19 protein-coding genes are annotated in these 20,552 nt (G+C 70.6%); 9 read left to right on the forward strand and 10 right to left on the reverse strand.

What is annotated here, in order from left to right; translation table 11 throughout:
* Positions 1 to 92: 92 nt before the first annotated feature.
* The gene (locus ACZ4O3_RS05890; RefSeq protein WP_467721293.1) at positions 93 to 575 is read left to right on the forward strand and encodes a hypothetical protein; all 483 of its coding nucleotides are present in this window, start codon (positions 93 to 95) and stop codon (positions 573 to 575) included.
* A gap of 76 nt (positions 576 to 651) precedes the next feature.
* Here ACZ4O3_RS05890 and pyk read toward each other — a convergent pair whose 3' ends face one another.
* The 3 genes from pyk to pta all read right to left on the reverse strand — a co-directional run bounded on the left by pyk (position 652) and on the right by pta (position 5,514).
* Positions 652 to 2,082, reverse strand: coding sequence for a pyruvate kinase (gene pyk, locus ACZ4O3_RS05895; protein WP_362713743.1), 1,431 nt, complete (start codon positions 2,080 to 2,082; stop codon positions 652 to 654).
* Positions 2,083 to 2,155: 73 nt separating this feature from the next.
* Positions 2,156 to 3,373, reverse strand: a complete 1,218-nt coding sequence (locus ACZ4O3_RS05900) for an acetate kinase (protein WP_362713741.1) — start codon at positions 3,371 to 3,373, stop codon at positions 2,156 to 2,158.
* Entirely contained in the window at positions 3,370 to 5,514 is a 2,145-nt protein-coding gene (pta, locus tag ACZ4O3_RS05905; RefSeq protein WP_362713739.1) for a phosphate acetyltransferase, read from the reverse strand. Before pta ends, ACZ4O3_RS05900 begins: the two co-directional genes overlap by 4 nt.
* Positions 5,515 to 5,700: 186 nt before the next feature.
* Here pta and ACZ4O3_RS05910 point away from each other — a divergent pair, with 186 nt between their 5' ends.
* On the forward strand, positions 5,701 to 6,726 hold the full coding sequence (locus tag ACZ4O3_RS05910) for an ATP-dependent 6-phosphofructokinase (protein ID WP_362713737.1): 1,026 nt from the start codon (positions 5,701 to 5,703) through the stop codon (positions 6,724 to 6,726).
* A gap of 86 nt (positions 6,727 to 6,812) precedes the next feature.
* Here the strand turns inward: ACZ4O3_RS05910 and ACZ4O3_RS05915 are convergent, their stop codons facing one another.
* The 4 genes from ACZ4O3_RS05915 to ACZ4O3_RS05930 form a co-directional block, all read right to left on the reverse strand.
* Positions 6,813 to 7,535: an XRE family transcriptional regulator gene (locus ACZ4O3_RS05915; protein ID WP_467721295.1), complete on the reverse strand. Its 723-nt coding sequence runs from the start codon at positions 7,533 to 7,535 to the stop codon at positions 6,813 to 6,815.
* Positions 7,536 to 7,626: 91 nt separating this feature from the next.
* Complete coding sequence (locus ACZ4O3_RS05920) at positions 7,627 to 8,457, reverse strand: carbohydrate ABC transporter permease (RefSeq protein WP_384999710.1); 831 nt, start codon at positions 8,455 to 8,457, stop codon at positions 7,627 to 7,629.
* A gap of 9 nt (positions 8,458 to 8,466) precedes the next feature.
* Entirely contained in the window at positions 8,467 to 9,339 is an 873-nt protein-coding gene (locus ACZ4O3_RS05925; RefSeq protein WP_362713731.1) for a carbohydrate ABC transporter permease, read from the reverse strand.
* Positions 9,336 to 10,709 (reverse strand): extracellular solute-binding protein, encoded by a 1,374-nt coding sequence (locus ACZ4O3_RS05930; RefSeq protein ID WP_467721296.1) that lies wholly within the window; start codon positions 10,707 to 10,709, stop codon positions 9,336 to 9,338. Before ACZ4O3_RS05930 ends, ACZ4O3_RS05925 begins: the two co-directional genes overlap by 4 nt.
* A gap of 339 nt (positions 10,710 to 11,048) precedes the next feature.
* Between ACZ4O3_RS05930 and ACZ4O3_RS05935 the strand changes: the two genes are divergently transcribed.
* Entirely contained in the window at positions 11,049 to 11,315 is a 267-nt protein-coding gene (locus tag ACZ4O3_RS05935) for a hypothetical protein (RefSeq protein WP_467721298.1), read from the forward strand.
* A gap of 300 nt (positions 11,316 to 11,615) precedes the next feature.
* Positions 11,616 to 12,194, forward strand: coding sequence for a hypothetical protein (locus ACZ4O3_RS05940; RefSeq protein ID WP_467721299.1), 579 nt, complete (start codon positions 11,616 to 11,618; stop codon positions 12,192 to 12,194).
* Here ACZ4O3_RS05940 and ACZ4O3_RS05945 read toward each other — a convergent pair.
* A complete protein-coding gene (locus ACZ4O3_RS05945; protein WP_467721326.1) occupies positions 12,079 to 12,696 on the reverse strand; it encodes a response regulator in 618 nt (205 codons plus the stop codon). The two genes, ACZ4O3_RS05940 and ACZ4O3_RS05945, sit on opposite strands and share 116 nt — an antisense overlap.
* Positions 12,697 to 12,758: 62 nt before the next feature.
* Complete coding sequence (locus ACZ4O3_RS05950) at positions 12,759 to 14,390, reverse strand: sensor histidine kinase (protein WP_362713721.1); 1,632 nt, start codon at positions 14,388 to 14,390, stop codon at positions 12,759 to 12,761.
* 121 nt (positions 14,391 to 14,511) lie between these two features.
* Between ACZ4O3_RS05950 and ACZ4O3_RS05955 the strand changes: the two genes are divergently transcribed.
* Entirely contained in the window at positions 14,512 to 15,921 is a 1,410-nt protein-coding gene (locus tag ACZ4O3_RS05955; RefSeq protein WP_362713773.1) for a cation:dicarboxylate symporter family transporter, read from the forward strand.
* A gap of 396 nt (positions 15,922 to 16,317) precedes the next feature.
* On the opposite strand, the gene ACZ4O3_RS05960 is transcribed toward ACZ4O3_RS05955, so the two are convergent.
* Complete coding sequence (locus ACZ4O3_RS05960) at positions 16,318 to 16,935, reverse strand: TetR/AcrR family transcriptional regulator (protein WP_467721301.1); 618 nt, start codon at positions 16,933 to 16,935, stop codon at positions 16,318 to 16,320.
* A 175-nt stretch (positions 16,936 to 17,110) separates the two neighbouring features.
* Here ACZ4O3_RS05960 and ACZ4O3_RS05965 point away from each other — a divergent pair, with 175 nt between their 5' ends.
* The 4 genes from ACZ4O3_RS05965 (at position 17,111) to ACZ4O3_RS05980 (ending at position 20,438) form a co-directional block, all read left to right on the forward strand.
* Positions 17,111 to 18,784, forward strand: a complete 1,674-nt coding sequence (locus ACZ4O3_RS05965) for an MFS transporter (protein WP_467721302.1) — start codon at positions 17,111 to 17,113, stop codon at positions 18,782 to 18,784.
* A gap of 93 nt (positions 18,785 to 18,877) precedes the next feature.
* Positions 18,878 to 19,651 carry a DUF2127 domain-containing protein gene (locus ACZ4O3_RS05970; RefSeq protein ID WP_362729591.1) on the forward strand — a complete coding sequence of 258 codons (774 nt, stop codon included), beginning with the start codon at positions 18,878 to 18,880 and terminating at the stop codon, positions 19,649 to 19,651.
* A 29-nt stretch (positions 19,652 to 19,680) separates the two neighbouring features.
* Positions 19,681 to 20,109, forward strand: coding sequence for a MerR family transcriptional regulator (locus ACZ4O3_RS05975; protein ID WP_467721304.1), 429 nt, complete (start codon positions 19,681 to 19,683; stop codon positions 20,107 to 20,109).
* Complete coding sequence (locus tag ACZ4O3_RS05980; RefSeq protein ID WP_362729587.1) at positions 20,106 to 20,438, forward strand: thioredoxin family protein; 333 nt, start codon at positions 20,106 to 20,108, stop codon at positions 20,436 to 20,438. The genes ACZ4O3_RS05975 and ACZ4O3_RS05980 overlap by 4 nt, the downstream gene beginning before the upstream one ends.
* The last annotated feature ends 114 nt before the right edge of the window (positions 20,439 to 20,552 follow it).

A 20,552-nucleotide genomic window follows, 5' to 3' on the forward strand; every position in this document is an offset into this window, starting at 1 on the left:
GCCCCGCCGAGTACCGATTCGGCGGGGCACAGTTCTGCGCGGCGCCGCACCGAGCTCGGGCTCCGTCCCTCGGGCAGGAGTGGAAGGACGAGATGATCACTTTCTTCTTCGCGCCCCGCGCCGAGGACCCCTTCTGGTCCTCGGCGCAGCGACCGGAGAACACGGACCGGCCGGAGCACCCTGAGCTGACCGGCGCGGACTTCTCCGTGAGCTGTTTCCGGGCAGATGTACGGCTCGTCGTCCACGGCGTGGATCTCAGCCTTCGTACGCCGGGGCTGCCCGTGGTCGACTTCGCCCTCATGCTGGAGTACGCGCGAGGAGAGCTGGAGACCCGGAGCGACATCGCGGTGGAGACGAGCGTGACCGGGCACGTGTTCTCCTTCAGCCGCGGACCGGAGGCCGTCACCCTCACGACGAACTACGCGCCGCGCGTGGTGGAGTTGGCCTGGGACGAGTTGGGGCAGCTCGCCGGCCGGGCGAAGGCCGAGGCGTTCCGGCTGATCACCGCCGCCCATCCGGAGCTGCGCGGCAACGCGTGGTTGCGGGAGACGGTCGGAGCACCGCCGGGCAGGTGATCCGACGGCAGGGACTGAGGGCGCCCCCTGTCGCAGGGGGCGCCCTCAGTGTCGTACAGGACCTGCTACGGGTACCTCAGTTGGCGGCGGAGCCGCCGACGTGGTGGACGCGGAGCATGTTCGTGGTGCCGGGGACACCGGGGGGCGAGCCGGCCGTGATGATGACGGTGTCGCCCTGGTCGAAGCGGTTGATCTTGGCGAGCTCCTGGTCGACCATGTCGACCATCTCGTCCGTGGTGTTCACGAACGGCACCACGTGCGACTCCACGCCCCAGCTCAGCGTGAGCTGGTTGCGGGTGTTCTCGTCGGTGGTGAAGGCGATGATCGGCTGCTGGGCGCGGTAGCGGGAGAGACGGCGCGCCGTGTCGCCGGACTGGGTGAAGGCGACCAGGCCGCGGCCGCCGAGGAAGTCGGCGATCTCGCAGGCCGCACGGGCCACCGAACCACCCTGCGTACGCGGCTTCTTGCCGGGGACGAGCGGCTGCAGACCCTTGCTCAGCAGTTCCTGCTCCGCCGCGACGACGATCTTCGACATCGTCCTGACGGTCTCGACCGGGTAGGCGCCGACGGAGGACTCCGCCGAGAGCATGACCGCGTCCGCGCCGTCCAGGATCGCGTTGGCCACGTCGGAGGCCTCGGCGCGGGTCGGCCGGGAGTTGGTGATCATCGACTCCATCATCTGGGTCGCCACGATCACCGGCTTGGCGTTGCGCCGGCACAGCTCGATCAGGCGCTTCTGCACCATGGGGACCTTCTCGAGCGGGTACTCGACGGCCAGGTCGCCACGGGCCACCATGACGGCGTCGAACGCCATCACGACGCCCTCCATGTTCTCCACCGCCTGCGGCTTCTCCACCTTGGCGATGACGGGGACCCGGCGGCCCTCCTCGTCCATCACCTTGTGGACGTCGTCGACGTCCTTGGCGTCCCGCACGAAGGAGAGCGCGACCATGTCGCAGCCCATGCGCAGCGCGAACCGGAGGTCCTCGACGTCCTTCTCGGACAGCGCGGGCACGTTGACGGCCGCGCCGGGCAGGTTGATGCCCTTGTGGTCGGAGACGACACCGCCCTCGATGACGATCGTCTTCACCCGGGCGCCCTCGACCCCCAGGACCTTCAGCTCGACGTTGCCGTCGTTGATGAGGATCTGGTCGCCGCGCGAGACGTCGCCCGGCAGGCCCTTGTAGGTCGTACCGCAGATGGTCCTGTCACCCGGGACGTCCTCGGTCGTGATGACGAACTCGTCACCGCGCTCCAGCTCGACCGGCCCCTCGGCGAAGGTCTCCAGACGGATCTTCGGGCCCTGCAGGTCGGCGAGGACACCGATGGCCCGGCCGGTCTCCTTGGAGGCGGCCCGGACCCGGTCGTAGCGGCCCTGGTGCTCGGCGTGCGAGCCGTGGCTGAAGTTGAAGCGGGCCACGTTCATGCCGGCCTCGATCATGGCCACGAGCATCTCGTGGGTGTCGACCGCGGGGCCGAGAGTACAGACGATTTTCGAACGGCGCATGGGGCGATCCTATCGGTTTGTTTCGCTGCGGAATATTCCGTCTGGCGGAAGATACAAATGGGCGCCGATATGCTCAGCTGTTATTTCTGCCGCCGCCGACCAGTGCGTAGGTCTGGGTGGCGATCTCCAGTTCCTCGTCCGTCGGCACCACGGCGACGGCGACGCGCGCGTCCGCCGGCGATATCAGCCGCGGCCCGTCCGCCCGTACGGCGTTGAGCCCCGGGTCCACGGCCAGTCCCAGCCCCTCCAGCCCGGCCACGGCAGCCTCCCGCACGGGCGCCGCGTTCTCGCCGACCCCCGCCGTGAACGCCACGGCGTCCACCCGGCCGAGCACGGCGTAGTAGGCGCCGATGTACTTCTTCAGGCGGTGAATGTAGATGTCGAAGGCGAGTTCGGCCTGTTCGTCGCCCGCGTCGATCCGGCGCAGGATCTCCCGCATGTCGTTGTCACCGCACAGTCCGAACAGACCGCTCCCCTTGTTGAGAAGAGTGTCGATCTCATCCATGGACATTCCGCCAACACGCGCCAAATGGAAAATGACGGCGGGATCCAGATCACCGGAACGCGTACCCATCACCAGCCCCTCCAAAGGCGTCAGCCCCATGGAGGTCTCCACGCACCGGCCGCTCCGGACCGCCGAGGCCGACGCCCCGTTGCCGAGATGCAGCACGATGACGTTCACCTCCTCAGGTGTCTTTCCCAGCAGCCGCGCGGTCTCCCGGGAGACATAGGCGTGCGAGGTGCCGTGGAAGCCGTAGCGGCGGATGCGGTACCGGTCGGCGACCTTCGGGTCGATCGCGTAGCGGGCCGCCGACTCCGGCACGGTCGTGTGGAACGCCGTGTCGAAGACGGCGACCTGCGGCAGATCGGGGCGCAGCGCCCGTGCGGTACGGATACCGGTCAGGTTGGCCGGGTTGTGCAGCGGGGCGACCGGGATCAGCCGCTCGATCTCGGTGAGCACCTCGTCGCTGACGACGGTCGGCTCGGTGAAGAACATCCCGCCGTGCACCACCCGGTGTCCGATCGCGGCCAGCTCCGGCGAATCGAGCCCGAGCCCGTCCCTGGACAGTTCCTCCGACACGGCCTTCAGCGCGGCGTCGTGGTCGGCGATCGGTCCGCTGAGCTCACGGGTGTCGCCACTGGTGAGGCAGGTGTGCTTGAGCCATGAGGTCTGCTCGCCGATGCGCTCGACCAGGCCGACCGCCAGCCGGCCACCGTCCCGCATGTCCAGCAGCTGGTACTTCAGGGACGAGGAGCCGGAGTTGAGGACGAGGACACGGGTGGGGCTCACTGGGCGGACGCCTTCGCGTTGGAGGGGCTGGAGGAGCTGGAGGTGGTGGAGGAGTCGGCGGTGCCGGAGGAATCGAGGTTCTGGGCCTGGATCGCCGTGATGGCGACGGTCGTCACGATGTCCTGGACGAGGGCGCCCCTGGACAGGTCGTTGACGGGCTTGCGCAGCCCCTGCAGCACCGGTCCGACGGCGATCGCGCCGGCCGACCGCTGCACGGCCTTGTAGGTGTTGTTGCCGGTGTTGAGGTCCGGGAAGATCAGCACGCTGGCCTGCCCGGCGACCTCGGAGTCCGGCAGCTTGGTGGCCGCGACGCTCGGCTCCACGGCCGCGTCGTACTGGATCGGCCCCTCGATCTTCAGGTCGGGCCGGCGTGAGCGCGCCAGCTCGGTCGCCTCCCGCACCTTGTCCACGTCCGCCCCCGAACCCGACGTGCCCGTGGAGTACGACAGCATCGCGATCCGTGGCTCCACCCCGAACTGGGCGGCGGTGGCGGCCGACTGGATGGCGATGTCGGCGAGCTGCTCGGCGTTCGGGTCCGGGTTGACCGCGCAGTCGCCGTAGCAGAGCACCTTGTCCGCGAGGCACATGAAGAACACGGACGAGACGATCGACGAGCCCGGCTGCGTCTTGATGATCTCGAACGCGGGCCGGATGGTCGCCGCCGTGGAGTGCACGGTCCCGGAGACCATGCCGTCCGCCAGCCCCTCCTGGACCATCAGCGTGCCGAAGTAGTTGACGTCGGTGACCACGTCGTACGCCAGCTCCACCGTCACCCCGCGGTGGGCCCGCAGCAGGGCGTACCGCTCGGCGAAGGCGTCCCGCAGTTCGGAGGTGGCGGGGTCGATCAGCTGCGCGTCCGCGAGGTCGATACCGAGGTCGGCGGCCTTCTTGCGGATCTGGTCGACGGGCCCGAGCAGGGTCAGGTCGCAGACTCCCCGGCGCAGCAGCACCTCCGCCGCGTGCAGGACGCGCGTCTCGGTGCCCTCCGGCAGGACGACCCGCCGCTTGTCGGAGCGGGCCTGTTCGAGCAGTTTGTGCTCGAACATCATGGGGGTGACGCGGCCGCTGCTGGGCGCGGAGACCCGCTTGTTGAGACCGGCGGTGTCGACGTACCGCTCGAACAGGCCGAGCGCGGTCTCCGCCTTGCGCGGGGTGGCCGCGTTCAGCTTGCCCTCCAGGGAGAACAGCCGGGCGGCGGTCGGGAAGCTGTTGCCGGGCACCGAGAGGACCGGGGTGCCCGGGGCGAGCCGGGCGGCCAGGGTGAGGATCTCGTCACTGGGCCGCTCGTTCAGGGTGAGCAGCACGCCGGCTATCGGCGGGGTGCCGGCGCTGTGCGCGGCGAGCGCGCCGACGACCAGGTCGGCGCGGTCGCCGGGAGTCACCACCAGGCAGCCCGGGGTCAGCGCGGGCAGGAAGTTCGGCAGCATCGCGCCGCCGAAGACGAAGTCCAGCGTGTCCCTGGCCAGCCCCGAGTCGTCGCCGAGCAGCACCTTCGCACCGAGCGCGTGGGCGATCTGGGCGACCGTGGGCGCGGACAGCGCGGGCTCGTCCGGCAGCACGTACACCGGGACCGGCAGCCGCCCCTCGATCCGCCGGGCGATCTCGTCCCGGTCCTCGCGGGCGACCCGGTTGGCGACCATGGCCAGCACGTCGCAGCCGAGACCGTCGTACGCGCGGAAGGCGTTCCGGGTCTCCGCGAGCACCGACTCGGCGTTCTGGTCGCGGCCGCCGACCACCGGGATCACCGAGGCGCCGAACTCGTTGGCGAGCCGGGCGTTGAGGGACAGCTCGTCCGGGAACTGGGTGTCGGCGAAGTCGGTGCCGAGGACGAGGACGACGTCGTAGTCGCGGGCGACCAGGTGGAAGCGGTCGACGAGGGTGGAGACCAGTTCGTCGGCGCCGCGCTCGGCCTGGAGGGCGGAGGCCTCGTGGTAGTCCATGCCGTAGACGGTCGCCGGATCCTGGGCGAGACGGTACCGCGCACGCAGCAGCTCGAACAGTCGGTCGGGGCCGTCGTGGACCAGCGGGCGGAAGACGCCCACCCGGTCGACCTGCCGGGTCAGGAGCTCCAGCATGCCCAGCTCCACGACCTGGCGGCCGTCGCCGCGGTCGATCCCGGTCACGTACACGCTGCGCGTCACGTGTGCACTCCGTCTCTGTGTAGTTCCTGTGCGGCAACATAAAAATCGCCCACCGGGGTGAGCGGAACCCTCTTGACAATACCCCTGGCGCCGGATATGGCGCCCGCCAGGATCCCACCGCCTCGTGGGGCATGAAACAATCGGATCGGCTCACCGGCAACGACAGCGAGCAGGAGACACACCACCATGCGCATCGGAGTTCTCACCGCAGGCGGCGACTGCCCCGGCCTGAACGCCGTCATCCGATCGGTGGTACACCGTGCGGTCGCACAGTACGACGACGAGGTCATCGGTTTCGAGGACGGCTTCCGCGGTCTGCTCGACGGCCACTACCGCACCCTCGACCTGGACGCGGTCGGCGGCATCCTGTCCCTCGGCGGCACGATCCTGGGCTCGTCGCGGCTGGAGCGGGACCGGCTGCGCGAGGCGTGCGACCGGGCCACCGACATGGTCGAGGAGTTCGGCATCGACGCGCTGATCCCGATCGGCGGCGAGGGCACGCTGACGGCGGCACGCATGCTGTCCGACGCCGGCCTGCCGGTCGTGGGCGTCCCGAAGACCATCGACAACGACATCTCCTCGACCGACCGCACGTTCGGCTTCGACACGGCGGTGGGTGTCGCCACGGAGGCGATGGACCGGCTGAAGACCACCGCCGAGTCCCACCAGCGGGTGATGGTCGTCGAGGTCATGGGCCGGCACGCCGGCTGGATCGCCCTGGAGTCCGGCATGGCCGCCGGCGCCCACGGCATCTGCCTTCCCGAGCGGCCCTTCGACCCCGCCGACCTGGCCAAGATGGTCGAGGAGCGGTTCGCCCGCGGCAAGAAGTTCGCGGTGGTCTGCGTGGCCGAGGGCGCGCATCCCGCCGAGGGCACGATGGACTACGGCAAGGGCGAGATCGACCTGTACGGCCACGAGCGCTTCCAGGGCATCGGTACGGCGCTGGCGTACGAGCTGGAGCGGCGGCTCGGCAAGGAGGCCAAGCCGGTCATCCTCGGGCACGTCCAGCGCGGTGGTACGCCGACCGCCTACGACCGGGTCCTCGCGACGCGGTTCGGCTGGCACGCCGTGGAGGCGGCGCACCAGGGCGAGTTCGGGAAGATGACGGCGCTGCGCGGGACGGAGATCGTGATGGTGCCGCTGGCGGAGGCGGTCACCGAGCTGAAGCGGGTGCCGAAGGACCGGATGGACGAGGCGGAGTCGGTCTTCTAGGTCTGGGGTCTCGATTCCGGCCGCGGGTGCGCGGGGGCCGTTCGCGCCCCGCGGCGGAGCCGTATTCGACACAGCCCCGCCCCCTGTCAGGGGCGCCCGCCCGCCACCGTGTCCCAGAAGTGGCCGACGATGCCCGCCAGGAAGTCCCTCCCCCTGTCGTCGGCTGATCCGCCTGCCGGGATGTCGCCCCAGGTCAGGGTCGCCGTCATCCGGCCCTGGTAGTCCTCGTAGAGGGGTCGCAGCACGTTCTCCAGCACCCGGCGGTCCAGCGGGACCAGTTTGCCCACCGGGCGGACATAGGCCTGCCAGCGGGTGGTGACCGCACTGCGCAGCAGATCGGCCAGTTTCTCCTCCTTGCCGGTGACGGTGACGAAGTCCGGCAGGGACAGCCGGAGGGTGCCGGCCAGGACGGCGGACTGCCGTTCGGTGCCCTGCCACTGCCCGTCCTCCTCCATGGCGAGGTAGGCGAGGAGTTCGAAGCCCACGGCCAGCGCCACGTCCTCCGGTGCCAGCCCGCGCGCGATCCGGTGCTCGCGCAAGGTCCGCGGCCGGCCGATCAGTTCGCCCGGGGAGCACCACAGCACACCCGAGAGCGCGGTGAGTTCGGGGCTGCTGGGGAGCGCCGCGCCGCGCTCCCAGGAGAGCACGAGGTCGGGGGTGGCGTACGGCATCCCGTACGAGGCCCGCAGATGGTGGGCCACGTGCTCGGGGTCCATGCCGAGCGCGGCACGGAGTCTGCGGGCGGCGGGGGCGTTGAAGGGGGGACCTGGCTGGTTCGGCAGAGCTGGGGGTCGGCGCACAGCGCACAAGCTAGGGGCGCGCGGGGGCGCTGACTACGGTCCGTTCGGCCAGGAACACGGATTGTGGGAACGTACGGATGCGGACGTACGGCCGACCTGTTCATCCCTTCACAGCGCCGCCCAGGGCGAACCCACCACCCAGCCGCCGCGCCACCAGGACGTACAGCAGGATCACCGGCGTCGAGTAGATGACGGAGAACGCGGCGAGCTGGCCGTAGGCGACCATGCCACGGTTACCGAAGAAGTCGTTGATGCTGACCGAGGCGGGCATCTGGTCCGGTGAGAGCAGCAGCATGAAGGGGACGAAGAAGTTGCCCCACATCATCACGAAGGCGAAGACGGTGACGACGGCGAGCCCCGGCCCCATCAGCGGGAGCACGATCCGCACCAGCGACTGGGCGGGGCCCGCGCCGTCCGTCCAGGCGGCCTCCTCCAGCTCCTTCGGCACCCCGTCCATGAAGTTCTTCATCAGCCATATGGCGAAGGGGAGTTGGGAGGCGGCGAAGAACAGGATGGTGCCCTGCATGGTGTCGATGAGGTTGATCCGTACGAACAGGGCGTACACCGGCACCATGATCGCGGTGATCGGCAGACTGGTGGCGAAGAGGATGGAGAGCAGGAACGGCCGGTTGAGCCGGGAGCGGTAGCGGGAGAGCGGGTAGGCGGCGAGGGCGGCGCAGACGACGGTGAGCGCGGTGGCGCCGCCGCACAGGATCAGGCTGTTCAGGAGCGGAGTGTAGGTGATGTCGGGGGTGAGGATCGCGTCGAAGTTGGCGAAGGTGAACCCGTCCGGGATCCGCACCCTCAGGCCGGCGTGCGGGTCGACGGCGGAGAGCAGCACCCAGGCGAGCGGCAGCACGAAGGCGGCGGCCACGACGAGCAGTCCCAGGTCGGCGGCGAGGCGGCGCGAACGCCGGCGGTTGCGGGGCATCTGTCTTGTTCACACCTCTGTACGCAGCAGCCGCATGTAGACGACGGAGAAGAGCGAACCGACCAGGAGGAGGAGCAGGGCGACCGCCGTCCCGTACCCGATCATGCTGTTCTGGAAGGCCTGTTCGTACATGAACAGGGGAAGCGTCTGGCTCCTGTCGCCGGGGCCGCCCCGGGTCATCACCCAGATCAGCCCGAAGACGGAGAGCGTCTGGAGGGTGTTGAGCATCAGGTTCGTCCCGATGGACCGGCGGATCATCGGCAGCGTGATGTGCCACATCCGCCGCCATCCGTTGGCGCCGTCGACCTCCGCCGACTCCTCGATCTCGTTCGGTATCTCGTCGAGGGCCGCGGAGTAGACGAGCATCGAGAAGGCGGTGCCCCGCCACACGTTGGCGAACGACACGGCCAGGATGGGCAGGGTGTACAGCCAGTTCTGGGACGGGAGATGGAGGAAGTCCAGGAGGGCGTTGAGGGTGCCCTCCCGGCGGAAGAAGGCATACAGCAGAAACCCCGCGACGACCTCCGGCAGCACCCACGCGGTGATCACGATCCCGCCGGTGAGCGTCCGTACCGGCTTCGACGCCCGCCGCATCAGCGCGGCGAGCGCCAGCCCCAGCGTGTTCTGCCCGACGAGCGCGGACAGCACGGTGAAGACGAGGGTCAGCCAGACGGCGTTCAGGAACGCGTCGTCGTGGAACGCCGTACGGAAGTTGGCGAGACCGACGAAGGACGAGTGCGCCTGACCGGTGAGCTGGAGGTCGGTGAAGGCGATCCAGGCGCAGTAGACGATCGGCCCGCCGAGGAAGAGCAGCAGCAGGGCCAGGGCGGGGGTGAGGGGCAGGGCGCGGAAGAGCCGCCGGGTGATCGCGGGGTGACTCACTGGGTGACCACTTGGTTGTCGGTCACGTCCTTGAGGGTCGTGTCGTACTGGCTCGCCGCCTTGTCCACGGAGGCGTCACCGGTCGTCACGCTCTCCATCGCCTCCTGGATGGCGGTGGAGACCTTCGGGTAGGCCGGGTAGGCGGGCCGGTAGTGCGTGCTGGCGACGAGGTCCGTGAAGAACTTGATGCCCGGCTGGGCGGCCGTGTACGACGGGTCGCTCGCGACGTCCTTGCGCACCGCGATCCCGGAGTTGGCGATGTACCACTTCTGGGCGTTCGCCTTGGTCTGCATGGTCTTGACGAAGTCGAAGGCGAGGTCGGGGTTGCCGGCCTTGGCCGGGACCGCCCAGGTCCAGCCGCCGGACATGCTCACCTTGCCGGGTGCCTGGCCGTGCTGGGTCGGCATGTACGCCAGCCCCAGCTCCTTGGACCAGTCGGCCCACTCGTGCCCGCTGCCCTTGTTCCAGTCCTGTGGCAGCCACGAGCCGTCCAGGTCGATGCCCAGCTTGCCCTGGGGGAGGAGTTCACCGCGTACGGCGGTCCCGAAGTTGGGGTCGAGGGCGTCGGAGACGTCCGGCCCGAGCTTCTCCTTGTACACGGTCTCGACGAACGACAGCGCGTCCTTGAACCCCTGGCTCCCGGCGATCCACTTCTTGCTTCCCCTGTCGTACAGCGGGTCGCTGGTGCCGTCGTTGGTCCCGTACAGCAGCATCTCCAGGCCCTGCATGGTGGCGGCCTCGCCGGCGGGCTTGCCGGTGTAGACGTTGAGGGGGGTGACGCCGGGCACCTTCTTCCTGATGGTCCGGGCGGCGGCCAGCACGTCGTCCCAGCTCGTCGGCTGCCAGTTCAGCGGCAGCCCGGCCTTCTTGAAGACGCGCTTGTCGAACCAGAGGCCGCGGGTGTCGGTCCCGTCGGGCACGCCGTACGTCTTCCCGTCCTCACCCCGGGCGGCCGACTTCGCTGTGTCGATGAACTGCCCCCAGTCCTTCCACTTGGCGAGGTAGGGGTCGAGCGGCTTCAAGTACCCGCTGGTGATGTCCGAGTTGATGAGGAAGGTGTCCTCGTAGACCAGGTCGGGAGCGGTCCGCGGAGAGCGGAGCATCTGCTGGAGCTTGGTGTAGTACTCGGAGTCCGGAGCCTTGATCGGAACGAGCTCGACCTTCTTCCCCGGGTACTCCTTCTCGAACTGCTTCTTGATGTCCGCGAGATAGGTGTCCATCACCTTGATGGAGTTGTCCGTGGACTGCTTGAAGGAGATCTTCACGGTGTCGGGACTGCTCCCGGACCCGCTGCCGCACGCGGTGAGTGAGGCGGCGGCGGTGACGAGGGAGAGGGCAAGGATGCTGACGGCGGTGGGGCGCACGGGCACGACCTCCTTGGCGGCCACTGCGCTGTGGCCTGGGGGTTCGTCTCTTGCCGAGTGAAGGTAAGTGGAGTGGTCTAGTCAGGTCAATGAGTGTGCGGGGGTTTGCTGAGGGAGGGGAGAGGTGAGGATGCCCCCATGCATTCGGTGGACCGTAGGGGCAAGTTGGACGATTTCGTGCGTGAGCGGCCGCCGGCGCCGAACTTCAATCCGGCGCGGCGTACCGCAGGCCTGGGCTGAGTACCGGCCGGCGCTGACGGGCCCCGGTCGCCTCCCGGGGGCGGCAGGAGAACCCCTCGCCCGAACCCGGTCCTGCTCCCTGGTGTCATTCCCGGTCAGAGCCTTGTGCGCGGCCCGCAGCAGTTCTTCCGAGAGCGGGTTGCCGCGGGTGGCGCGGGCGAGGGCGCCGACAAGGGTGCAGAACTGGGCCAGACCGTCGTCGACGCCGGCCGGCGGGGCGGCGCGGTTCCGTACGCCGTCGACGTAGATCTCGCGGGAGCGGGCGGCCTGGCCGGGCTCGCGCCCGAGGCCGGCGGCGAATCCGGAGACCGGGCAGCCCTCCGCGGCGTGATCGCGGCCCCGCTCCGCACATCGGGCAGGTCCACGAGCTGACCGGGCCGAGCTCGGTCGGCCTCCCGGCGGCGGCGGAGTTCTCCCGGGTGCTGGGCCGTGAGGTCTCCCACGTGGACCTGCCTCCGGAAGGCTGGGAGGAGCAGCTCCCGAAGCTGGGCCTGTCGGCCCACGTTGTCCAGCACATCATCACCGTGGCCAAGCTGCACCGGGACAACCGCTACGACCGCACCACCGACGGCGTCGAGCGGGTGACGGGAGTCCCTGCGCAGTCGATCGAGGCCGGGCCGGCGGCGGCAGGGTGGCCGCCGTCGGTGCGGCCGTCGGACGGGGGAGAGCCGAATGCCGGACGAACAGGGCTTCACCGTCGGGCAGTTGCTGCTCGCCGAGGATCAGACGATCAAGGACGAGCACCGGGCGCGGATCGGCTTCCGGGACAGCCTGCTGTACGTGACGCTCGGTGCGGTGGCCGTCGTCGCCGCGGCGGCGCAGGCCGAGCAGGCGTCGACGCTGCCGGCGCTGCCGCCGGAGTGCGTGGTGCTCGGACGGACCTACCTGGCCAACGACGAGAAGATCGCGGCGATCGGGCACCGGGTGCGCGAGGAGCTGGGGCCGCGGCTCGCCCGGCCGGCCTCCGCCGAAGGGGACTTCACCGCCTTCGGCGGGGAGGCACACCACCGGACCGACGTCCGGCGGCGCACCCGCAAGACGATCCAGGCCGTGATCGACCTGACGGCGTTCCGCGCGGTGCCGCTGGCCGCGCCGGCGGTGTTCTGGGCCGCCGCACCGGCGGGGCCCGGCTCCCTCACCGCCCCCGCACCCACCGGTAGACCAGCTCCGGCCGCCCCACCTGCCCGTACAGGGGACTCCGCGCCGCCCGCCCCGCCTCCACCAGGTGCTCCAGGTACCGCCGGGCCGTGATCCTCGAGATGCCCACGCTCTCCGCCAGCGCCGCGGCCGTCAGGCCCTGCTCCGATTCGCGCAGGGCGACCGTGACCCGTTCCAGGGTCGGCGCGCTCAGCCCCTTCGGGAGCGCCGCGGGCGACGGCGCACGCAGCGCGCCGAGCGCCCGGTCCACCTCGTCCTGGCCGCTCGCCTCGCCCACCGCCCCGCGGAACTCCGCGTACCGGGTCAGGCGGTCGCGCAGCGTCGCGAAGGTGAACGGCTTCAGGACGTACTGGACGACCCCCAGCGAGACGCCCTCCCGCACCACTGCCAGGTCCCGCGCCGAGGTCACCGCTATGACGTCGGCCTGATGGCCGGCCGCCCGGAGCGCACGCGCGAACTGCAGCCCGTGCACGTCCGGCAGGTGCAGGTCCAGGAGGAGCAGGTCCACCGGCGTGCGGTCGAGGATCCGGCGCGCCTCCGCCCCGGTGTGCGCCTTGCCCACCGCGACGAACCCCGGCACCCGGCCCACGTACATGACGTGCGCGTCCGCGGCCACCGGGTCGTCCTCGACCACCAGGACTCTGATCGGCTCCCCGGTCACCGGGCCCCGCCTCCCGCCGGCGAGGTGCGCAGCGGCAGCCGCACCTCGAACACCGCCCCGCCCTCCGGCGCCTCGGTCACGGTCAGGGTGCCCTCCAGCCGGTTCACCGCCTGCCGGACCAGCGCCAGGCCCAGTCCCCGCCCGCCCGGTCCCGCCGGTTTCGTGCTGAAGCCGCGCTGGAAGACCAGTTCCGCATGCGCGGGGTCCACTCCCGCGCCCGTGTCCGCCACCCTCATCACCAGCTCGGCATCGTCGTCGTCCGCGTACGCGGTCACCGTCACGCGCGCCCGGACCGTCCCCTGGGCCGCGTCCACCGCGTTGTCGATCAGGTTGCCGAGGACGGTGACCAGATCGCGCGCCGACAGGCTCTCCGGTAGCAAACCGTCATCCAGCCGGCTCTCGTCCGAGACCACCAGTTCCACGCCCCGCTCGTTCGCCTGGGCCGTCTTGCCCAGCAGCAGGGCCGCGAGAACCGGCTCGCTGACCGCCGCCACCACCTGGTCGGTCAGCGCCTGTGCCAGCTCCAGCTCCGCCGTCGCGAAGTCGACGGCCTCCGAGGCCCTGCCCAGCTCGATGAGCGAGACGACGGTGTGCAGGCGGTTCGCGGCCTCGTGCGCCTGCGAGCGCAGCGCCTGGGTGAAGCCCCGCTCCGAGTCCAACTCACCCATCAGCGCCTGAAGTTCGGTGACGTCCCGGAGGGTGACCACCGTGCCGCGGCGCTCGCCGCCCGACACCGGTGAGGTGTTCAGCACCAGCACCCGGTCCGCTGTCAGATGCACCTCGTCCACTCGCGGCTCCGAGGCCAGCAGCGCGCCGGTCAGCGGGGCCGGCAGACCCAGTTCGGCCACCGAGCGGCCCACCACGTCGCCCTCCTGGCCCACCCCCAGCAGGTCCCGGCCCCCGTCGTTGATCAGGGCCACCCGGAACTGGCCGTCCAGCATCAGCAGGCCCTCGCGGACCGCGTGCAGCGCCGCCTGGTGGTAGTCGTGCATCCGGCTCAGCTCCGCCGCGTTCATGTTGTGCGTGTGGCGGCGCAGGCGCGCGTTGATCACGTACGTCCCGATCGCGCCCAGCGCCAGCGCGCCCGCCGCCACCCCGAGCAGCGCCGTCACCTGCTCCTGGACCCGCTGGCTGATCGCCTCCACCCTGATGCCGGCGCTCACCAGGCCGATCACCCGGCCGTTGTCCAGGATCGGCGTCACCGTGCGCACCGAGGGGCCGAGGGTGCCCTTGTAGGTCTCGCTGAAGGTGTGGCCGTGCTGGGCCGCCTCGATGTGGCCCAGGTAGTGCCGGCCGATCTCGTTCTTGTCGGGGTGGGTCCAGCGGATGCCGTCCGCGGTCATGATCGTGACGAAGTCGACCTCGGTGTCCCGCATGACCTGGAGGGCGTACGGCTGCAACTCGGCGCTCGGGTCGGGGGTGTGGATCGCGGCACGGACCGAGGGCGCGTCGGCGACCGACCGGGCCACCGCCGCCGCCTGCCGGGCGGCCGCCTCCTGGGCCTGGTGGCGGTCGCTGACGTAGGTGAACAGCGCGTACCCGGCGACCAGCACCGCTATCAGCACGGCCTGCATGGCGAAGAGCTGCCCGGCCAGGCTGCGGGGGCGGGGGACGGTCGGGACGCGCATGTCAGCAGTGTGCCTCCCGGGTCGGCGATGAACTAAATGAACGGAAGGGTGACCGGGCTCACAGGGCGGGAGATAGTCACCGCAACCCCCATATCCCCCGGACGTGAGCCGCACGCCGGTGATGCCGACGAAGACGTCAAGGAGGGCAGCCGTGGCCGCCGCAAGCACCCCCAGTACGGCACCTGCCGCTCCCGCTGCGAAGCGGGACCGTACCCATTACCTGTACATCGCCGTGATCGTCGCGGTGGCCCTGGGCATCGCCGTGGGGCTCATCTGGCCCGACGCCGGCGTCGAGCTCAAGCCCCTCGGTACCGGTTTCGTCAACCTGATCAAGATGATGATCTCGCCGATCATCTTCTGCACGATCGTGCTCGGGATCGGATCCGTACGGAAGGCCGCCAAGGTCGGTGCCGTCGGCGGTATCGCGCTCGGCTACTTCCTGGTGATGTCGCTGGTCGCGCTCACCATCGGCCTGGTCGTCGGCAACATCCTGCACCCCGGTGACGGGCTGCACATCACCAACGCCCTGAAGGCCACCGGGCACGCCCAGGTGGACTCCGAGGCGCTCGGCGGCGTCGACTTCGTGCTCTCGATCATTCCGACCACGTTCGTCTCCGCCTTCACCGAGGGCCAGGTGCTGCAGACGCTGCTGATCGCGCTGCTCGCCGGGTTCGCGCTGCAGGCCATGGGGTCGGCCGGGCAGCCCGTGCTGCGGGGCGTCGAGCACATCCAGCGGCTCGTCTTCCGCATCCTGGGCATGATCATGTGGGCCGCGCCGATCGGTGCGTTCGGGGCCATCGCCGCCGTCGTCGGCTCCGCCGGGCTCGACGCGCTCAAGAGCCTCGCCGTGCTGATGCTCGGCTTCTACGTCACCTGCGTGCTGTTCGTCTTCGTGGTGCTGGGCGCGATGCTCCGGGCCATCGCCGGCCTGAACATCTTCTCCCTGTTCAAATACCTCGCCCGCGAGTTCCTGCTGATCCTGTCCACCTCCTCCTCCGAGTCCGCGCTGCCGCGGCTCATCGCGAAGATGGAGCACCTGGGCGTCAGCAAGCCGGTCGTCGGCATCACCGTGCCGACGGGGTACTCCTTCAACCTCGACGGCACCATGATCTACATGACCATGGCCTCGCTCTACATCGCCGACGCCCTCGGTACGCCGATGTCGGTCGGCGAGCAGGTCCCGCTGCTGCTCTTCCTGCTGCTGGCCTCCAAGGGCGCGGCGGGTGTCAGCGGCGCCGGTCTGGCCACGCTGGCCGGTGGTCTGCAGTCGCACAAGCCCGCGCTGGTGGACGGCGTCGGCCTGATCGTCGGCATCGACCGGTTCATGAGCGAGGCCCGCGCGCTGACGAACTTCGCCGGCAACGCGGTCGCCACGGTGCTGATCGGCACGTGGACGAAGGAGATCGACAAGGGGCGCGTGCGGCTGGTGCTCGCGGGTGAGCTGCCGTTCGACGAGAAGACGCTGCTGGACGACGGGGAGCAGGGGACGCCCGAACTGCCCGAGCAGCGGGAGGAGCTGGCGAAGGCCTGAGCGATCTGCCGGGCTGCTGCGGATCCGCGGGTGCCGGTCGCGGGTGGCTGGTCGCGCGGTTCCTCCCCCAGCCTCCGGCCGGGGTACCCCCGGCGCCCCCTTCGGGGCACTTCCGAACCGTCGGACGCCCGGCCCCGCCTGAACCGGGGCCGGGCGTCCGGCCGAAGCCTCCGGGCGGCCGGCAACTCCCCCCGTTCGGCCGCCCGGAGCCCGGCCCGGCCAGGGCGTGTTGCGAAAGTCCCGTCTGCGGTGCGACGCCGTGCACGCACGCTCGCCGCACCGGGCGAAAGCCCGAGTACATCCAGTACGAGGACTTCCGCCCGGCACGCGGAGAGTACGCGCCTGACGCCGCACGGCCCGCCCTTCGGACGAACGACGGGACTTTCGCAACACGACCTAGTCGCTCAACTCGGCCACCAGCGGCGTGGCCCTGGAGGCGGGTACGCCCGCCGCCGTCAGTGCGCTGACGGCGGCGGAGCGGCCCGCCTCCTTCGCGTCGAGGAGGCCGTCGTTGACCGCCTCCATCACCGCGAACAACAGCTGCTCGTGCACGTACGCCAGGGCCGGTGCCGGCAGCGGTGAGCTGAAGTGGCCCTCGTCGAGCCCGCGTTGCAGCAGCTCCACCTTCTTCTCGCGCAGGGGGGTGAGACGGTCGCGGATGCCCTGCATGGTCACCGTGCGCTGGGCGAGGCCGATCAGCAGCCGGTAGCGGTCGGCGATCTCCCAGACGGCGAGGACCGAGCGGGCCACCGCCTCCGCCGGGTCCGCCGTCTCGCGGCCGGCTCTCTCGTCGGCGGCCGTCAGCGCCTCCACCGCGCCGTCGACGAGAGTGCCGATCAGCGCCTCCCGGCTCGGGAAATGCCCGTACACGGTCCGCCGTACGACCCCTGCCGCGCGCGCGATCTGGTCCATCGAGGCATCGGGGTCGCGCAGCAGCTCGGCGAGGGCGACGTCCAGGATGCGGCGCCGGTTCAGGTCGGCGCGGGAGGGGTTGCCCGTGGTCATGGCTGCCATTGTGCCTGGCCCGCAGCGGGGCCCGCCGCCTCCGCGCACGTGCTTCACCCCGTTCGTTTGCACAGTGCTGTGCAGATCCCCTACATTGCGCATGGTTGTGCAATTGCACGGCGATGTGCAAGTCCCGTCCTGTGCATCGGACGGCACCGGACGCGTGAGGAAGGCGATCCCTGTCATGCGACTCGTCATGAAGGACCCGGTCGAGACGACGGCGCGGCCGTATCCGCGCCGCTGGTGGGCGCTGCTGGTGCTCTGCCTGAGCCTGCTGGTCATCGTGATGGCCAACACCGCCCTCACGGTGGCGGCGCCCGACATGACCGCCGACCTCGGGCTCGGCAGTGCCGACCTGCAGTGGGTCATCGACGGGTACACCGTTCCGTACGCCGCCCTGATGCTGCTGCTCGGCGCGATCGGCGACAAGTACAGCCGCCGCGGGGCCCTGCTCGTGGGGCTGGTGGTGTTCGGCGGTGGCGCCGTCCTCGGCTACCTCGCCGACAGCGCGGCGACCGTGATCGCGGCCCGCGCGGTGATGGGCACCGGCGCCGCGCTGATCATGCCGGCGACGCTCTCCCTGCTGGCCGCGACCTTCCCGCGGACCGAGCGGGTCAAGGCGATCACGCTCTGGACCGCCACCGCCGGGCTCGCCATCGCCGCCGGGCCGGTGGTCGCCGGCGCCCTGCTGCGCGACCACGGCTGGTCCTCGACCTTCCTCATCAACGTGCCCGTCGCGGCCGTCGCCGTCGTCGGCGCGCTGGTCCTCGTGCCGCCGAGCAAGGCCGGTCACCACGATCGCATCGACTACGTGGGCGGCCTGCTCTCCGTGCTGTGGACCGGCTCGCTGGTCTACATGATCATCGAAGGGCCGCACTTCGGCTGGGGCGTCAGGGCGGTCACCGCGGCCGTGGTCGCGGGCGCCGGCCTCGTCGCCTTCGTCCTGTGGGAGCTGCGCCACCCGCATCCGGTCCTGGACGTCCGCCGCTTCACCCACCGCCGCTTCGCCGGCTCCAACCTCGCCGTCGCCCTGTTCTTCCTGGCCGTCTTCGGCGCCTTCTACTACCTCACCCAGCACCTCCAGTTCGTCCTCGGCCACGACGCCCTTGGCACCGGCGTCCGCATGCTCCCGCTGGCCGGGGCGGTCTTCGCCGGCTCGGCCCTCACCGGCTGGCTCACCCCGCGCGTCGGCATGAAGTGGACGGTCACCGCGGGGATGGCCGGCGGGACGACCGCACTCGCCCTGCTCACCCGGGTGGACGCCGGCTCGGGGTACGGGGAGTTCGTGGCGCCGCTGATCATCCTCGGACTGGCCATCGGCCTCGCGCTCTCGCCCTGCACGGACGCGATCATGGGCGCCTTCCCGGAGTCCGAACTGGGCGTCGGCGGCGCCGTCAACGACACCTCGCTGGAACTGGGCGGCTCCCTCGGCATCGCCGTCCTCGGCTCGCTGCTCGCCACCTCGTACGGCAGCCACCTCACCGACGCCGCCGACGCCGGCGAACTGCCCGCGAGCGCGCTGGCCACCGCGCAGGACTCGGTCGGCGCCGGTTACGCGGTCGCCCAGGGCATCGGCGAGCAGGCCAGGCGGACGGCCGCCCGGGCCGCGCAGGCCACCGACCCGCAGCAGGCCGCCCAGCTGAAGGCGCAGGCGCAGCAACTGGCCGAGGGGGCCCGGCAGATGACGGACGCCGTCGGTTCCTCCTTCGCCTCCGCGGTGGCCCACACCAGCCTGGTCGGCGCGATCGTGCTGGGTATCGGGACCGTACTGGTGGCGGTGCTGCTGCCGGGGCGTGAGAAGGCGGAGCGGGAGGCTCGGGCCGAGGAGCGGGAGCCGGCGGAGAGCGGGGCGCACTGATCCCTGACCGGCACTCGTCAGCCGTATCCACTAACGTGCCGCTCCGGGCCAACCGGAAAGGCACGTTGGCATTCCTGGCAGGAGGCACGGGGGATGAAGATCGACTGGGACCGTCGGCACTGCGCGCGCAAGGGGCATGTGACCTACGCCCCCGACGACCCGCGGCTGCGGGTACGGCTGCACGCCCAGACCGCGGTCGGCGAGGCCTGGCGCTGCCTGCGCTGCGGCGACTTCGCGCTCGGCGAGCCGCACGGCTCGGGCCCGGCGGCCGACGCCCCGCTGGTGCCGCGCGGGAAGGTGCTGCGGGACCTGTTCATCCTGCGGTTCCTGGCGATCGAGCGGGCCGTGCGCGGGGTGTTCATCGTGCTCGTCGCGGTCGCGGTGTGGAAGTTCAGCAACAGCCAGGACGCGGTGCGCCGGCTCTTCAACGAGTACCTGGACACCTTCCGGCCGGTCTTCAAGCACTTCCACTACGACCTCGACCACTCACCGGTCGTCGGCTCCATACAGAGGGCCTTCGGCTACAAGCACTCCACGCTGCTGCTGGTGGCCGGGCTGCTGCTGGCGTACGCGCTGATCGAACTCGTCGAGGCGGTCGGGCTCTGGTACGCCAAGAGGTGGGCGGAGTACCTCACGGTGGTCGCCACCGCCGCCTTCCTGCCGCTGGAGATCTGGGAACTGACCGAGAAGGTGAGCTACCTGAAGATCGCCACCCTGGTCCTCAACATCGTCGCGGTGCTCTACATCGCCCTCGCCAAGCGGCTGTTCGGGCTGCGGGGCGGCCGCCGGGCCTTCGACGAGGAACGGCACAGCGCCTCCCTGCTGGAGGTCGAGGAATCCGCCGGGGTGCAGCCGAGCTTGCCTTGACGTCGGCGTCAAGGCCTACCGTCGTACCCATGCGAATCGGCGAGCTGGCCGCACGGGCCGGTACCACCACACGCACCCTGCGCTACTACGAGGCGCGCGGGCTGCTGCCCGCACGCCGCTCCCACAACGGCCACCGGACCTACGACGAGAGCGATCTCAAGCTGCTCACGCAGATCCGGACCCTCCAGGACTTCGGCTTCGAGCTGGAGGAGACCCGGCCGTTCGTGGAGTGCCTGCGGGCCGGGCACCCGCAGGGCGACACCTGCCCGGCGTCGCTCGCGGTCTACCGGCGCAAGCTGGCGGAGCTGGACTCGCTCATCGGCGAGTTGCAGGCCGTTCGGGCCGAGGTCGGGGCGCAGTTGGAGCGGGCCGAGCCGGCGCGTCACCGGCTGGCCGTCGAGTCGGAGGTTCCGGGTGGTCCGGAACCGGTGTGCGAGCTGGGAGGGGACGGCGGATGACCAGGGCAGCGGGTGTGGCCGAGGTGACGGACGCGGACTTCGCGGCGGAGGTGATCGGGGCGGCGGGGCCGGTGCTGGTGGAGTTCACCGCCGACTGGTGCCCGCCGTGCCGGCAGATGGCGCCGGTGCTCACGGCCCTCGCGGCGCAGGAGGGGGAACGGCTGAAGGTGGTCCAGCTGGACGTGGACCACAACCCGGAGACGACGAACGCCTACAAGGTGCTGTCGATGCCGACGTTCATGGTGTTCCGGGACGGCGAGCCGGTGAAGGCGATGGTGGGAGCGCGGCCCAAGCGGCGCCTCCTGGAGGAGCTGTCCGAGGTCCTCTGAGCTCACCCCGTACACAAGAAATCCCCCGGCAATTGCGCCCGGGGGATTTCTTTGCGTATATTCAGGAGTTCGTGACTTCAGACCGACAATGAAATCGATGAGGTCGCGAAGAAG

The sequence above is a fragment of the Streptomyces sp. NPDC026515 genome, from assembly GCF_055567595.1.